Source organism: Sneathiella chungangensis (genome assembly GCF_009882935.1).
In the GTDB taxonomy this organism is placed as follows: domain Bacteria; phylum Pseudomonadota; class Alphaproteobacteria; order Sneathiellales; family Sneathiellaceae; genus Sneathiella; species Sneathiella chungangensis.
The window spans coordinates 1-14,804 of sequence record NZ_WTVA01000002.1 but is presented as its reverse complement, the minus strand read 5'-3'; the positions used below and the strand labels follow the sequence as shown (position 1 = coordinate 14,804).

Below are 14,804 nucleotides of genomic sequence, written 5' to 3'. Positions count from 1 at the left end.
GTCAACAGCATAGCGAAATCACGACGCGTTGTCCCGGCTATCTGTCGATCCGGTCAGGAACGCGGTTACAGGCGCTTTTCAGTTTTCGGATCGAAGACATGAAGATGATCAGGGGTCACGCGGATCGGCAACGTCTCACCACGTTTGATGTGGCGAATACCGTCGAGGCGGACTGTCAGGTTCGATTTGCTCTCTCCGAAATGACCGTGCACCAGCGTATCGGCGCCGAGTTGTTCAACGACGGAAACTGTCATCGGCACCGCGTCGGGTGCGTCCGCGACCAGTTCCAGATGCTCAGGACGGATACCCAGGATTACATCCCTGCCGCCATGCTCGAGCATTCCGCCATCCCCAAGCGGCAGCGCCGCCTGACCGGAGATAGTTATATTCTTGCCCGCCGCGTCTATCCTGGCATCGGCAAAATTCATGGCGGGCGAGCCGATAAATCCGGCCACAAACAGAGAGGCCGGGCGCTGATAAAGTTCAATCGGTGTTCCCAATTGCTCGACATTTCCCGCGTTCAGCACCATCAGCCGATGGCCGAGCGTCATAGCCTCCACCTGGTCATGTGTCACGTAAATACTCGTAATACCCAGATTAGCCTGAAGCGTTTTTATTTCGAGACGCATCTGGACGCGAAGTTTCGCATCGAGATTCGAGAGGGGCTCATCGAAAAGAAACACGCTCGGCTCGCGGACGATGGCCCGCCCCATGGCGACGCGCTGGCGCTGCCCCCCGCTCAACTGGCGGGGTTTGCGGGTGAGCTGTTCATCGGTGAGTTCGAGTATGGCCGCGGCTTTCCGGACCCGCTCCTCAATCTCGGCTTTCGGCAGTCCCATGATTTTGAGACCATAAGCCATGTTCTTGTAGACACTCATGTGCGGATACAGGGCGTAATTCTGAAAAACCATGGCAATGTTGCGCTCGGAGGGCTCCAGATTATTGACGACGCGATCACCAATAGAGAGCTGACCCTCCGTGATTGACTCAAGCCCGGCAATCATCCGGAGCAGCGTTGACTTACCGCAGCCAGAAGGCCCGACAAGCACCAGGAACTCCCCTTCCTCGATTTCCACATCGACGCCGTGGATCGCCTGAAATCCGTTTGGATATGTCTTGCGAAGACCTTCTAGAACCACCCTAGCCATCGTCCGATATTCCCCGCTTATTTCTCGGTTTCCGTCAGCCCCTTGACGAAGAGACTTTGCATGAAGATAACAACACAAATCGGCGGCAGCATCGCGAGCAGCGCCGTCATCATGATAACATTCCACTCCGGCGCCTGCTCCGCCGCCTCCAGCATCTGCTTGATCCCCATCACCACCGTATACATCTGCGGCTCGGATGTAATCAGCAGCGGCCAGAGATACTGGTTCCAGCCGTAAATGAAGAGGATCACGAACAGCGCGGCAATGTTGGTGCGCGACATCGGTATCAGGATATCCCAGAAAAACCGCATCGGGCCCGCACCGTCAATTCGCGCCGCCTCCAGCATTTCGTCGGGAATCGTCAGGAAAACCTGCCGGAACATGAAGGTCGCCGTGGCCGACGCAATGAGGGGAATGGACAGCCCCCAGTAGGTATCGAGCATGCCAAGATTGGCGACGACTTCATAAGTCGGCAGGATACGCACTTCGACCGGCAGCATCAGCGTGACAAAAATCATCCAGAAAAAGAACATCCGGAAAGGAAAGCGGAAATAGACAATCGCAAAGGCGGACAACAGCGAAATCGCAATTTTGCCAACGGCGATCATCATCGCCATGATCAAACTGTTGACCATCATATGCGCAACGCCCTGGCCGCTCTGCCCGGAAAGGCCCCTGTTCAGGGCAATATCCAGATTTTCAAAGAAATACCCGCCTGGCAGTATCGGTAGCGGGACCTGCGTCATCCGGATATCCGGATGACTGGCCGCCACGAACATGATCCAGATTGGCAGGGCGATAACGGCAACGCCAAGGATCAGCATAATATGAGAGAATAATGTCAGTAGGGGTCTGTTCTCTACCATCAGTATGACACCTTCTTCTCGATATACTTGAACTGTACGACGGTAAGGCCGATAACGATAATCATCAGAATTACCGACTGCGCCGCCGATCCGCCGAGATCGAGCCCGACGAAGCCGTCATTGAACACCTTGTAGACAAGAATATTGGTGGCGCCGGCCGGTCCACCGGCGGTGACGGCATGTATGACGCCGAAAGTTTCAAAGAATGCAAAAACGATATTGATGACCAGCAGGAAGAAAGTTGTTGGCGACAGAAGGGGCAGAATAATATCGATCGTCCGGCGGCCGGGCCCCGCCCCGTCGATCGCCGCCGCCTCAATCAAGGATTTCGGAATGGACTGCAAGCCGGCCAGGAAAAACAGAAAATTATAGGCCACCTGCTTCCAGGCGGAGGCCATCACAACCAGCGCCATCGCCTCGCCGCCATTCAGTTGATGATTCCATTCGTACCCCAGCGCCGAAAGCGCATAGGCGACAATCCCGAGTGTCGGATTGAACATGAAAACCCAGAGCGCGCCCGCTGTTACCGGGGCAACCGCATAGGGCCAGATAAGAAGCGTCCTGTAGGTGCCGGAACCTTTTATGACGCGGTCCGCGAGAAGGGCGAGGACCAGGGCAAAGGACATAGCCAGAAAGGCGACCAGAAAGGAGAAGACGACCGTGATCTCGAATGAGCTCCAGTAATGCGGATCGCTGAAAAGTTCCTCGAAATTCCTGAACCAGACAAATTCGGTTTTAAGCCCGAACGCATCCTCCAGCAGGACCGACTGATAGAGCGCCTGGCTGGCCGGCCAAATGAAGAAGACGAGAGTAACGGCTATCTGCGGCAATACCAGAAGAAACGGCAGCACAGACGGCCCGAAGTGAACGTTCTTCAACATGAACTGAAACCCCTCCGAATGTTCCGCCGCAGCGCAAGCGCGCTGCGGCGGCCGTAATCAGAAAATCAAACGGTTACGATCCGTTCGCTTCTTCAAACTTACGGAGGAGGACGTCTCCACGCTTGACTGCGTCGTCCATTCCCTGCGCAGGCGTCTTCGCTCCGCTCCAGATCGCTTCCATCTCTTCATTGATGATATCACGAATTTGAACGAAGTTGCCAAACCGAATGCCGCGGGAGTTTGGTGTCGGCGTATTCAGGCTGAGCTGCTTGATAGCTGTATCCGTGCCTGGGTTGGAATCGTAGAACCCCTGCTTCTTGGAAAGCTCATATGCCGGCGTGGTGATCGGAACGTAGCCGGTTTCCTGATGCCACCAGGCCTGCACTTCCGGTGATGACAGATAGGTCATGAACTTGGCCACGCCCTTGTATTCTTCATCCGGCTTGCCGCGCAGCACCCAAAGCGTCGCACCGCCGATGATGGAGTTCTGCGGCTTGTCGATGACGTTCGGATAATAGGGCATCATGGACTGACCGAAGTTGAACTTCGCCTGGCTCTTGATGGATCCATAATAGGCGGAGGAATTCATCCACATGCCGCATTCACCATTGGTAAACATCGGCAGGCTGTCGCCGCGGCGGCCACCATAGATGAAAAGGTTGCCTTTCTGCCAGTCTTGCAGGTTTTTCATATGGGCCTTGACGGTATCATTATTGAACTCAAAATCAGTCTTGGTGCTTTTGAAGCCGTTCTCTTCCGTTCCCATGGGGATATTGTGCCAGGCGCTGAAGTTTTCGACCATCACCCAGGACTGCCAGCCGAAAGAAAAGCCGCATTTATAACCTGCCGCGACAAGTTTCTCCGACGCTGCCTTCATTTCCGGCCAGGTTTCGGGAACCTTGGCGACGCCCGCCTTATCCAGCGCGTCCTTGTTATACCAAAGAACAGGTGTGGAGCTGTTGAACGGCATCGAAAGAAGTTGGCCGTCAGAGGTTTGGTAATAACTGATCACGGCGGGCAGATAAACGGATTTATCGAATGGCTCCCCGGCGTCATTCATCATTTGCTCAACCGGATAGACGGCGCCTTTCGCCGCCATCATCGTTGCGGTTCCGACTTCGAAGACCTGCACGATATGGGGATGCTTCTTGGCCCGGAACGCCGCAATAGCCGCCGTCATGGTTTCCGTGTAGTTACCCTTGAAGGTCGGCACGACCTTGAAGTCGGATTGTGTCGCGTTGAAGTCTTCCGCAATCTTGTTAACGCGCTCCCCGTTGGTGCCACCCATCGCGTGCCACCACTGAATTTCGGTGACCGCCGAGGCGACACCGGTTCCGCTCATAAAGGCAGCCAAAGCTGCCGGTAGAACTAGTTTTTTGAATATAGACATCATGTTTCCCTATAGGTTGTTTATAAAACATCGCCGCCGGCGATGCCCGAATCTGATTTCTTTCTGTCGGAGGCAACCCGTCCCCTCCCTACAGAGTATAGGTATTTGTGCGACCTTCAATTACGGTTTGATGACAGCGCCGCAATCTAAATCAAGATTCCACAATTTCCGTCGTTAATGATAATCTTGCCGAATAACTCCATAACATCATGTTATATAAAATAGGGAGATGAGGAAGGTAATGGCATGAATCGGTTGAGACAATTGGAAGCCTTTCGGGCGGTTATGATCGCCGGCGGCGTAACCTCCGCGGCGCATATACTCAATATATCCCAGCCAGCGGTCAGCCGTCTGATTGCAAGTCTGGAGAAGTCACTGAACATCCCGCTTTTTGACCGGCGTCAAGGGCGACTCCATCCGACGTCGGAGGCAGAATTTCTCTATGGGGAAGTCGATCGCGCAATTGCCAATCTCGATCATGTCGCTCAGCTTGCCGCGGATATCCGAAATCAGAAGGCCGGTCACCTGAGGATCGCCTGCCTTCCCGGGTTCGCAACCTCTTTGTTGCCGCGGGTCGTCGCTGAATTTCTGGCGGATCGCCCGGACGTAACCATGTCCATCCAGACCCGAAGTTCCGCCCGGGTACGCGAATGGATCGCCGCGCAGCAATATGACATCGGCATCGCAGATGAATTCGAAGGACATAGTGCTGTTAATCATGAATCGGTCAATATCCGGACCGTCTGCGCGATTTCCAGCCGCCACCCCCTTGCCAGCCAGAAGACTATTACGCCAAAAGATCTCGATGGCCTGCCGATGATCATCCAGGACCGGCAGAACCGCTTTTACCATGCGGTCAAGGCCGCCTTCGATACCTCCGGCGCCGTCCTCAATCACCGTGTCGAAGTTCGTCAGTTCGCCACCGCCTGCCTGCTGGCGGAGCAGGAGGTGGGGATCGCGATCGTCAGCTCCATCGATGCGGCAGAATATATAGGCCGCGGGCTGGTCACCCGAACGTTCGAGCCGCAATTACCGTTTCGCCTCGATATTCTTTATCCGAAGTACCATCCGCGGTCGCTTTTGATGCAGGAATTTATCGTACAATTCCGTGACAGCCTTGCGCCATTTCTCCTCCCCGACAAATCGCCTTAATTTACTTGACTTAGTCCATTAATTTATTGTCATATGTCAATAAAGGAGGGGATCATGGCTGTTTCCGAGGACCGAATTGACGCGGTGAGAGAATTCAATCGCTTTTATACCAAACATGTCGGTGCACTTAACGAAGGGCTCCTTAAGAGCCCTTTTTCCCTGACCGAAATGCGTATCCTATATGAACTGCATACCGCCAACGAATTGATGGCCGCCGATCTAGCCAAGAGCCTGTCCCTTGATCCCGCCTATCTGAGCCGGATATTGAAGCGGTTCAAATCAGCCGGCCTTATCGAAACCCTCCGAAGCGTGACGGACAGACGACAACGGGTCCTAACCCTTACGGAAGAAGGGAGGCGTGTCTTCGCCCCCTATATCAAGGCGTCGCGTGATGAAGTAGCGGCTGTTCTTGACGCACTCTCGGAAGCCGAACAGACGAAACTCCTCACCGCCATGCAGGCTATATTATCGACTTTGGACGGGGCCCGTCAAAAAGCAACGCCTGTCATTATCCGCGCTCACCGGCCAGGCGACATTGGATGGGTCATTCACCGGCACGGCTCTCTTTACGCAAGTGAATATGGCTTTGATGACAGCTTCGAAGCCCTCGTCGCCAAAGTCGCGGGCGAGTTCCTTGAAAAATTCGATCCCGCCTTTGAACATTGCTGGATAGCAGAGCGGAATGGCGGCATTCTGGGCTCCGTCTTTCTCGTGAAAAAAGACAAGACGACTGCGCAATTGAGACTACTCTATGTCGAGCCGTCAGCCCGCGGTCTCAGTGTCGGCCGCAACCTGGTCAATGAATGCATCGCCTTTGCCCGCCAAAAAAAATACAAGACGCTAACCCTATGGACGAACAGCATTCTTCATGCCGCGATACATTTGTATGAAGATGCCGGATTTAAACTCGTCAACGAAGAACCGCATCACAGTTTCGGACAGGATTTGATCGGCCAGACCTGGGATCTCACGCTATGAGCAGGGAGTGGGCAGCACTTCTCGCCGCTGCGATTAGCGGCGCCATTGTCGGGGCGGCGACGGTCGCTACCGGCTCGATCGTCAGCGAGATCGGTCCGGTGACGATTGCTTTTATCCGTTATCTGATTGGTGTCCTCCTATTGCTGCCGCTTGCCCTTCGGATAAAATGGAACCCGGTTTCCCCTAAAGAATTTATAGCGATCTTTCTTTTTGGCACTTTCCAGTTCGCCGTCCTCATTACCCTTCTGAATTTTTCGGTAATCTACATTGCCGCCGGCCTTGCTGTTCTGATTTTCGCGAGCCTCCCGCTGCAGACGATGGCCCTCGCCATTCTCTTCGGACGCGAGACATTTACTCTCCGCAAACTGATAGGGATTGTCCTCACGATCGCCGGGGTTGGCTTTGCCGTCGGCGCAACCGCGTTTACAGGGGAAATTGACACCATGGGCTGGGTTGCGGTCGGCGCCGCTTTTTCAAGCGCCTTTGTAGGGGCCCTCTGCTCAGTATTATACGCGGCCTACATGCCCCGTTATCCAACTCTTCAAATCAGCACCATGGCGATGGGCTGCGCTGTCGTATTTCTGTTTGGTTTGGCCCTGATGGAAGGCGAGCTTGGCGCACTTCCAAGTTACTCGCTCAACATCTGGCTCGTCCTGCTATTCGTCGGCCTGGCGAGCGCTGTCGGCTATTTTTGCTGGCTCTATGCACTCGCGCATATCCCGCCCTCGAATGTGACCGTGTTCCTGGGCCTCAGTCCGATCACGGCAACTATTCTTGGTGCAATATTTATTGCCCAGCCGCTCGCCGTTGCCGATTTCATCGGAACCTTCCTGGTTATCGCCGGACTGGTTATTTCCCTCTGGCGAAGGGATGCCGCACAATAGCGGCGCCCAATAGCGATCGCGGGTTATCAACCGGCAATCCGTCAAGTCAAAGGCCCGGGACAGTCGATAAACGCTTTATTTCGAAATAACATTTGCGAATCCCGTCTTGATCGTTCTTCGCATGACCGTCAGAGAGATCAGCAGGATCAGACCCCCGAAATATATATAGGACTGTAGGAGATTCCATGGCGGGTCAATTACCGACGCGTCATCCAACGCCCAATAGAAATAGTTCGAGACAAAAAGATAGCTTACGCTCAGCAGCACTAGGTTGACAACTGAGAGCCAATTGCGTTGTTTCTGGAAGATCTTGATCGCAACCAAAAATCCCAAAATCAGAATTGGCCAAAAGGTCGCGTAATGATGGGACCACGCGATGGGTGACACAATAGTCGCGATGATAACCATCGTCGCCAAATCCAGCGCCGAGTTAAGGTTCAGTTCACCCGCAGAAACACTTTTATTGCTTCCGGGCCGATAGAACATCCCGAATAAAAGAAGCAATATGGTCGATATTAGGGTACCGGCGTGGACAATGACGTTGTAGGGGGCAAAAGAATAAAATTGGAATTCAATCGTACTCATCCCAGATAGAAGGCGATTAAGCAGACCGTTCATACTTTGATTAGAGCGATAGACCTCGCCATGCTGCCCCATGACCGAAAGTGTGGACAGATAATCGAGATGCTCCTGAAAACCGAATACAATCAGCGAGGCAATCCCTGTCGGGATCAGCACAAGCAACATCCCGATCAAAAAGTCCTTCTCCTTTCGGAACAAGGCCCAGATCAGGATAAGTCCATACTGCGGTTTCACGATTGCCGCAAGCGCGACCATGATGCCCGCCAGCAATTTCCAGTTTTCCAGCCAGCACATGAACATCAGGCAAATCGCCAGATTGATAAAAACCTGAACTTGGCCAAGCCGGTACCCATTAACGACCGGATAAAAGGTCAATGTGCCGATAATAAGCATCGCCAGAAGCGCCACTTTCATCGACCTTCCCTTGATGAACTCGCCCTCCCCGATGGCCGAACAGCTGGTCACCACCGTGCGATAAAGGCTTAGAATTATTCCAATAATCGACACGAACGACAGCAGCATCATCAGCTTGACCACCGCATGAAAGCCGTACCCCATTTTCTCAAACGCAACAAACGGCAGCAAAGACATGGGAGGGTATTGAAACTTGATTTTCTTTTCAAAAAATACCGTCTGATAAATGCCGGCTTCGGGATCCGCCGCGTAGACTTGTACAGCCTCATTAATGGGCCACCATGAATCCGCACTGTCCAGCGTAAAGGCAAAATAAATTCTGACCAAGCCGAGCGAAAATCTGTCTAAATTTAATACCCAGAGCAAAACATCTGAGGCCAGGCTAAGTATTATCAGAACACTGACAATCACTAAAAAGACTAAGACAGTATTTTGCTTTTTGTCGTCAAAATAGGAACGCTGCATTTGTTTTCCGTCGCAGTGAGTTAATAATACACGATAAAATCCATTCAAGAACAGCGATCAACCTGCCATTAAACGGCCAAAAAAACCAGTGCCAAGAAAATGCGTTCTTTCACGAATATCGTAGTATCACTTACGTCAGCAAATTTTTTATTGCAACTCTTTGCCATGCAGCAAAAAATATCAAACCAATGTCGGCGACGCGGCGCTAGTTATATTTTGTCGGAAATTAGGTGTAATTCTGCGCGCCTAGACAGGCGGTAAATAAGGCATTCATTTAGCCATTTTGCTTGTTGACCAAATGCCAACTGGAGATCAGATATTTTTCGAATGCCGCTATTTCTGCGACGCATTTTAACTTTGATCTTTACATATATTCATAAATTGACATGATCCCGGTGAATAGTCTGAGTTTCCTTATTAAAAAAGACAGCTTAACTCAATGATCGATCAATTTTCGATACGAACTGCCAATACGGTTGCCGCCTCGATTTTTACTTTCGCCGCCTTGTTACTGATTGCCAACAGGCTTCCCGTGCAGGGCGTCCTATCGGCGGCGATTATAGTTCCTATTTCGGCCGGCGTGACGCTTTTGTTGGTTTTCGCAAGCGATGGGTGGAGGTCTACGCGTGTTGCCTTATATGCGCTTCTTGCTTTTTTTGCGGTTCTCGCGATCTGGGCTTTCGGCACCCAGTCCTTATATCCGGTCGGTCACGACGGCTACGTCTATCATCTCCCCGCGATATGGGATTTAGCCGCTGGCTGGCATCCGTTTTTCACCCCGCATAATAATATCTGGATCGACTCCTATCCCACAGGGTACTGGGCCCTGCAGTCCTATATCGTTGCGACAACCGGGCTTCCCTTTGCCGGACTGGCCTTACTAGGCGGGTTGGCAATTTTTGTCGGATTGCAGGCATTCGCCTTTTTCAACGGACGTCTGTCGTCTCAACGCCCGCGAGTTCGCTTTGTCGCGGCGCTTATAATTGCCGGCCTTGTCATCGCAAATCCGGTCGTCCTTATACAAATTCAGACGCATTATGTCGATGCCCCACTCTATATTGTCGGAACTGCCATTGTATTTTTTATGTTGACGGACGCTATTGAGCCTAATCGATTGGCAAAATGGGGAGTTTGCGGCGGCATCATCCTTTTTTTAAACATCAAAACCAGTGCACTCTATTTCGGACCGTTGATCATTTTTGGCGGTTTTGTGATGGAGCTGATTTTAAACAAAGCGAATTTACGGTTATTCCCGCGCGTGATCGACTGGTTCAAATCTAAAGGCATTTTGTATGCGGCCGCCGGCATTTTCGCTATCGTCGCGATCGGTTACAAGCCATATGTAACGAATATCCTGGATCACGGGGCTTTGCTCTATCCGCAGAGTGACGAGATTATGGACGGGAATACACCGATGAACGTTAAGGGACCGATGCCGGCGCCGATGAAGTTTCTTTATGGTGTTTTTGCGAAAACGGAAGACAATCTTTGGGGTGTACCAACCGAAGAAGAAATTCATCTAAAGTTCCCCGGTACATTTCAAATTAAGGAATTTATCGCCCCGTACTTTGACATTCGCCGTGGCGGATTTGGTCCGTTTTTCAGCCTTGCGTTGATACTGTCGCTAATTTCCTATGCTGCGTGCCGCATTGTAGCTCGAAATACCGAATTATATTCTTGGAGCAGGGAAGGTGACGCGATTGCGGGGCTTGGCGGAGTACTGCTAGTGTCGTCAATGTTCTTTCCTGAATCTTGGTGGGCCCGGTATATCCCGTTTGCATGGCTTAGCTGTATATTCTTTGTCCTTCCTGCCTTTTATTTGAAAGGCGCTAAAAAATCCGTTGTAATCGTAAGGACATTGTCTGTCATTGCTGTTCTCTCGTTGATTGGATGCGTTTTATCAGGTGGCCTTGGCGCGCTTCGCCAGCATTATCACAGTTACAACCGCACTCTTCCAATTGACGTAATGGAGGAGTATTCGGTCGTCGAACTTACCTTGGTAAAAGATATACGAGTGTTCCAAGATTATCAGTCAAAAAGCCAATCCGACGCAGTGGCCGTCTGGGCCTCGATTTTACAGCGGCGGGGTGTAAATACGATCGAGCAACCCAATTTCAATCATGAAAAATGTTTGCTGGACGGATATTTTCTTGGCGGCGTTATATGGTGTGTTCCAAAAGAGGCGACCAAGAAATCCGGAACAACGGCTGAATAAAAAAATATAACCGTTTGGGCGGTCCGGATTATTTGGCGAGAGGTCAGCCCGCTATCTAAGATCCGGCCGTTTGTGGTTGCGTCGCTGCGTACTTAATGTGAGAATTTCCGCCCATGGAACGAACCTCAAACAATATTCCCATTGGCCGGTCCGCCAACATGGGGGCGGCAGCGATTTTTCTATTTCTGACGATATTGCTCGCAGCAGGTCGGCCGCCATACTTCAACCTGGCCCCCCCTGCCTTTCTTTTGTTGTTTTCGGTCTTAATCACCATTTTAATAATGCGTTTGGCCGGGACAAAAAAAGCAACATTACCGGCAATACTGAGTATTGCCGGCTTTCTTGCTGTCATAGCAATATGGGCATTTGCGACACAGATCCTGTATGACGCCGGCCACGATGGCCATTCATATCATCTTCCGGCGATTTGGGCGTTTGTGGAGGGATGGAACCCATTCCTTTCCTCGCACGACAATATCTGGGTTGATTCCTACCCGAACGGTTATTGGGCGCTGCAATCCTATATTGTCGCAATGACGGAAATTCTTTTGTCAGGACGGGCCCTTACAGTCGGTCTTATCGCCGCTGTGTATTTACTGGCTTTCGGCTTTTTTCTGGATCGCTCGACATATCGATCCTCGCTTTCGCAATTACTCCAAGCCGCGCTTTTCTCCGCTATTGTCGTGGCCAATCCCGTCGTTCTCACCCAGATCATGACTCACTATGTGGACGGCGTAATCTATCTTCTTGGTACCGCCCTCATTTTATTTCTGCTCTCCGACGCATTTAGCGGCAACCGGCTGACCCGCTGGGCCGCTATGAGCTGCATTATTCTGATGGTCAACACGAAGACGGCGTCTCTCTATTACGTCCCGTTGTTTGTGCTCGGGGCGCTGGCAATAGAGTGGATATTTAGCGACACCAGAATTTCCCGTTTTCAAAATCTTTTTGTATTAATCAGATCAAAAGGCATCCCCTACGGCCTCGCATTTTTTATCGGTATTCTGCTGATCGGCTTTAAGCCCTATGTCACAAATGTCAGCGATCACGGACAGTTTCTTTATCCTTCCGTAGACAAGATTATGGATACGAATATCCCCGTCAATCTTGAGCCGCTTTCCGTCCCCATGAAATTTGTGTATGGAATTCTCTCGCGAACGGAAGATAGTGTCTGGCCCGTACCGGTGACGGCGCCTGTTGAATTAAAGATACCCGGATCAGTAAAGCTGTTTGAGTTCAAGGATCTCGATTTCGATACGCGGCGTGGCGGATTTGGTCCGTTATTTAGTTTATCGCTTATTCTGGCCTTGGCCGCCTATGCCATAGGGAAATTAGCTCGCCGGAAAAATGGTGCCGGCATCTGGCGCAAGGAAGAAGATGCTTTCGCATTGTTTGGCTTCGTCCTGGTCGGTGCATCGGCATTTTTTCCAGAATCCTGGTGGGCCCGTTATATCCCGTTCATTTGGCTGAGTGTCTTTCTCATCGCCTATTCCGCGATGCGCATGGCGGAAAATGGAAAAATCATCTCCCTTTCACGCATCTTATTTGGCCTCGTGGTGATATGTTTTGTAGTCAATATCGCGGCCGGCGCCCTCGGCGCTCTTCGACAGAGCTGGCATACATACCAACGAACCGCCGTAATTGAACAAATGAAATCCTTCCGCGTCGTGGAACTCGCTCTCATTGAAGATCCACGCACTATTGCAGACCATCAATCGACATTGATTTCCTCTTCTGACAAGACTTGGACCCGGCTTCTGGAGGATAGAGGGGTCAATACGACGATAGTACAGGAAATCAATAAAGAAGAATGCGAGCATTTTGGCTTTTTCGATGGAAATGTTCTATGGTGCGTCCGCAAATGACGCGACCTTTATATGAGTATGAGAAACAAAAGATCCTGAATTATAATTTAGAGGATTTAGGGGAAAAGTATTTATGACGAGATTTGCACGTATTGGCGCGTCATCGATCTTCTTATTTCTGGCAATTCTTCTCATACTTAGCCGCCTTTCAACTCAAACATGGCATCCCGGTGCGGTTTTTATTTCGGCATCGGTGGTCCTTTCGCTTGGAATTGTTGCCCTCATGGGCAAACGCACTGATGTAATCATCGGCCTGTCAAGCATATTGTCTTTTTTTGCCATTCTCCTGGTCTGGAGTTTCGCGACCAGGTCCTTTTACGACCCCGGATTCGACGGCTATGCGTATCATTTGAGTGCAATTTGGGAAATTGCGGCGGGCTGGAACCCGTTTCTCTCTTCCCATTCCAATATTTGGGTGGACTCCTATCCCAACGGATACTGGGTTCTTCAATCCTATATCGTCGGCGCCACCGGACTACTGATGTCGGGCCAATCCCTGATTGCCGGGCTGACGGCAGCTGTCTTTCTTCTTGCTTACAGTTTTTTCATTGAAAGGTTCGAATCTCTTCTACCGTACCGTAATCAGGTTTTAGCTCTGTTGTTTGCCGGTATAATCGCCGGGAATCCGGTGGTGATCGGACAACTCCTAACCCATTACGTTGATGCTCCGCTCTATCTTTTTGGAGCGGCCCTCGTTCTTTTCCTGTTGTCAGACACCGTCTCACCCAACTGGTTGACCCGCCTCGGCATCGTGGCTTGCATAATTTTGATGGTCAACACCAAGACGGCTGCGCTTTATTACGCACCTCTGCTCGTCTTCGGCGGCTTTATTGCTGAAATTGCGTATAGAAGTTCCAATAACAGCCCATTCACAGAGGTTTTCGTCTGGATAAAACACAAGGGAATCCTATATGGCTTTGCCTTCATTTTCAGTGTTGTTGCCGTTGGTTACAAACCCTATGTGACGAATATCGCAGATCACGGGGACCTTCTTTATCCGCCCGTCGAACAAATTATGAAAGGCAATGAACCGTCAAATGTAATACCGCTATCTGCGCCGATGAAGTTCATATATGGCATTTTTGCCCGGACGGATCATAGTGAATGGCCCATCGACGCCCCAATTGAAATAAAAGTTCCGGGGACTTTTCATGTCTCGGAATTTAAATTTATGCGGTTCGACACGAGGCGGGGCGGCTTTGGTCCGTTTTTCAGTCTTGCACTTATTGTTTCGATCGCCTCGTATGGAATAGTCAAGCTGGCCAGCCGCGACAAATCCAAATACAAATGGCATCGCACGGGAGATAGTTTAGCGCTATTTGGCATCGCCATGATCGCGATCTCCATGTTTTTTCCAGAATCCTGGTGGGCTCGATACGTCCCCTTCGCCTGGCCGGGCGTCTTATTCTTATCCGTCGCGGCTATTTTTCTGGAAGGTAGAGGTCGGATGCAGATGGTTAGCCGCATACTTGTCGGCATTGCTCTCTTGTCATTTATCGGCTGCATTCTGGCCAGCGGTCTCGGCGCAATTCGGGAAAGCAAGCTACTCTTCGAGCGAACCGAAAAAATCGAATTCCTGGCCAGGTTTCCCGAAGTAAAGCTCCTCATGTTCTACGACCCTCCCGCAATCCAGGACTTTCAGTCCACCTCGACGCAGGATGGGCTTTCCGTCTGGAGCCGTCTACTCGCCGACCGACAGATATCGACAGTGATATCCAGAGAACGCGACCAGTTTGATTGCGATATGGCGGACTATCTAAACGGCGGCATCTACTGGTGCATTGTCATCGATGAATTAGATTAACCGCTGAATTGGACAGGCGACTAGCCATCGAAGTATTCCTCTTTCGGTGGCTATCTTTTACGGAATATATTCATGGATTATTGGTTGCGGGGGCAGGATTTGAACCTGCGACCTTCAGGTTATGAGCCTGACGAGCTACCGGGCTGCTCCACCCCGCGGT

Annotated in this window: 11 protein-coding genes and 1 tRNA gene; 6 read left to right on the top strand and 6 right to left on the bottom strand. The window is 51.2% G+C overall.

Features of this window, described 5'->3' with window-relative positions; all coding sequences use genetic code 11:
- Positions 1 to 65: 65 nt before the first annotated feature.
- The 4 genes from GQF03_RS05020 to ugpB all read right to left on the bottom strand — a co-directional run bounded on the left by GQF03_RS05020 (position 66) and on the right by ugpB (position 4,285).
- The gene (locus GQF03_RS05020; protein WP_161338130.1) at positions 66 to 1,148 is read right to left on the bottom strand and encodes a sn-glycerol-3-phosphate import ATP-binding protein UgpC; all 1,083 of its coding nucleotides are present in this window, start codon (positions 1,146 to 1,148) and stop codon (positions 66 to 68) included.
- A 17-nt stretch (positions 1,149 to 1,165) separates the two neighbouring features.
- Positions 1,166 to 2,014 carry a sn-glycerol-3-phosphate ABC transporter permease UgpE gene (ugpE, locus tag GQF03_RS05015; protein ID WP_161338129.1) on the bottom strand — a complete coding sequence of 283 codons (849 nt, stop codon included), beginning with the start codon at positions 2,012 to 2,014 and terminating at the stop codon, positions 1,166 to 1,168.
- Positions 2,014 to 2,895 (bottom strand): sn-glycerol-3-phosphate ABC transporter permease UgpA, encoded by an 882-nt coding sequence (gene ugpA / locus GQF03_RS05010; protein ID WP_161338128.1) that lies wholly within the window; start codon positions 2,893 to 2,895, stop codon positions 2,014 to 2,016. Before ugpA ends, ugpE begins: the two co-directional genes overlap by 1 nt.
- Before the next feature lie 73 nt (positions 2,896 to 2,968).
- Positions 2,969 to 4,285, bottom strand: coding sequence for a sn-glycerol-3-phosphate ABC transporter substrate-binding protein UgpB (ugpB, locus tag GQF03_RS05005; RefSeq protein ID WP_161338127.1), 1,317 nt, complete (start codon positions 4,283 to 4,285; stop codon positions 2,969 to 2,971).
- 246 nt (positions 4,286 to 4,531) lie between these two features.
- On the opposite strand from ugpB, the gene GQF03_RS05000 reads away from it, so the two are divergent.
- The 3 genes from GQF03_RS05000 to GQF03_RS04990 are packed head-to-tail and all read left to right on the top strand — an operon-like array spanning position 4,532 to position 7,299.
- The gene (locus GQF03_RS05000; protein WP_161338126.1) at positions 4,532 to 5,437 is read left to right on the top strand and encodes a LysR substrate-binding domain-containing protein; all 906 of its coding nucleotides are present in this window, start codon (positions 4,532 to 4,534) and stop codon (positions 5,435 to 5,437) included.
- Between the two features lie 54 nt (positions 5,438 to 5,491).
- The gene (locus GQF03_RS04995; RefSeq protein WP_206376456.1) at positions 5,492 to 6,415 is read left to right on the top strand and encodes a bifunctional helix-turn-helix transcriptional regulator/GNAT family N-acetyltransferase; all 924 of its coding nucleotides are present in this window, start codon (positions 5,492 to 5,494) and stop codon (positions 6,413 to 6,415) included.
- On the top strand, positions 6,412 to 7,299 hold the full coding sequence (locus GQF03_RS04990) for a DMT family transporter (protein WP_161338124.1): 888 nt from the start codon (positions 6,412 to 6,414) through the stop codon (positions 7,297 to 7,299). Before GQF03_RS04995 ends, GQF03_RS04990 begins: the two co-directional genes overlap by 4 nt.
- Positions 7,300 to 7,374: 75 nt before the next feature.
- Here GQF03_RS04990 and GQF03_RS04985 read toward each other — a convergent pair whose 3' ends face one another.
- The gene (locus GQF03_RS04985) at positions 7,375 to 8,760 is read right to left on the bottom strand and encodes a glycosyltransferase family 87 protein (protein ID WP_161338123.1); all 1,386 of its coding nucleotides are present in this window, start codon (positions 8,758 to 8,760) and stop codon (positions 7,375 to 7,377) included.
- Between the two features lie 439 nt (positions 8,761 to 9,199).
- Here GQF03_RS04985 and GQF03_RS04980 point away from each other — a divergent pair, with 439 nt between their 5' ends.
- From GQF03_RS04980 to GQF03_RS04970, 3 genes are all read left to right on the top strand, one after another.
- Positions 9,200 to 10,975, top strand: coding sequence for a hypothetical protein (locus tag GQF03_RS04980; protein WP_161338122.1), 1,776 nt, complete (start codon positions 9,200 to 9,202; stop codon positions 10,973 to 10,975).
- 113 nt (positions 10,976 to 11,088) lie between these two features.
- Positions 11,089 to 12,840: a hypothetical protein gene (locus GQF03_RS04975; protein WP_161338121.1), complete on the top strand. Its 1,752-nt coding sequence runs from the start codon at positions 11,089 to 11,091 to the stop codon at positions 12,838 to 12,840.
- Between the two features lie 73 nt (positions 12,841 to 12,913).
- Positions 12,914 to 14,644 carry a hypothetical protein gene (locus GQF03_RS04970; RefSeq protein WP_161338120.1) on the top strand — a complete coding sequence of 577 codons (1,731 nt, stop codon included), beginning with the start codon at positions 12,914 to 12,916 and terminating at the stop codon, positions 14,642 to 14,644.
- An 81-nt stretch (positions 14,645 to 14,725) separates the two neighbouring features.
- Here GQF03_RS04970 and GQF03_RS04965 read toward each other — a convergent pair.
- Positions 14,726 to 14,802: transfer RNA gene (locus tag GQF03_RS04965), tRNA-Met, on the bottom strand.
- Positions 14,803 to 14,804 lie beyond the last annotated feature (2 nt).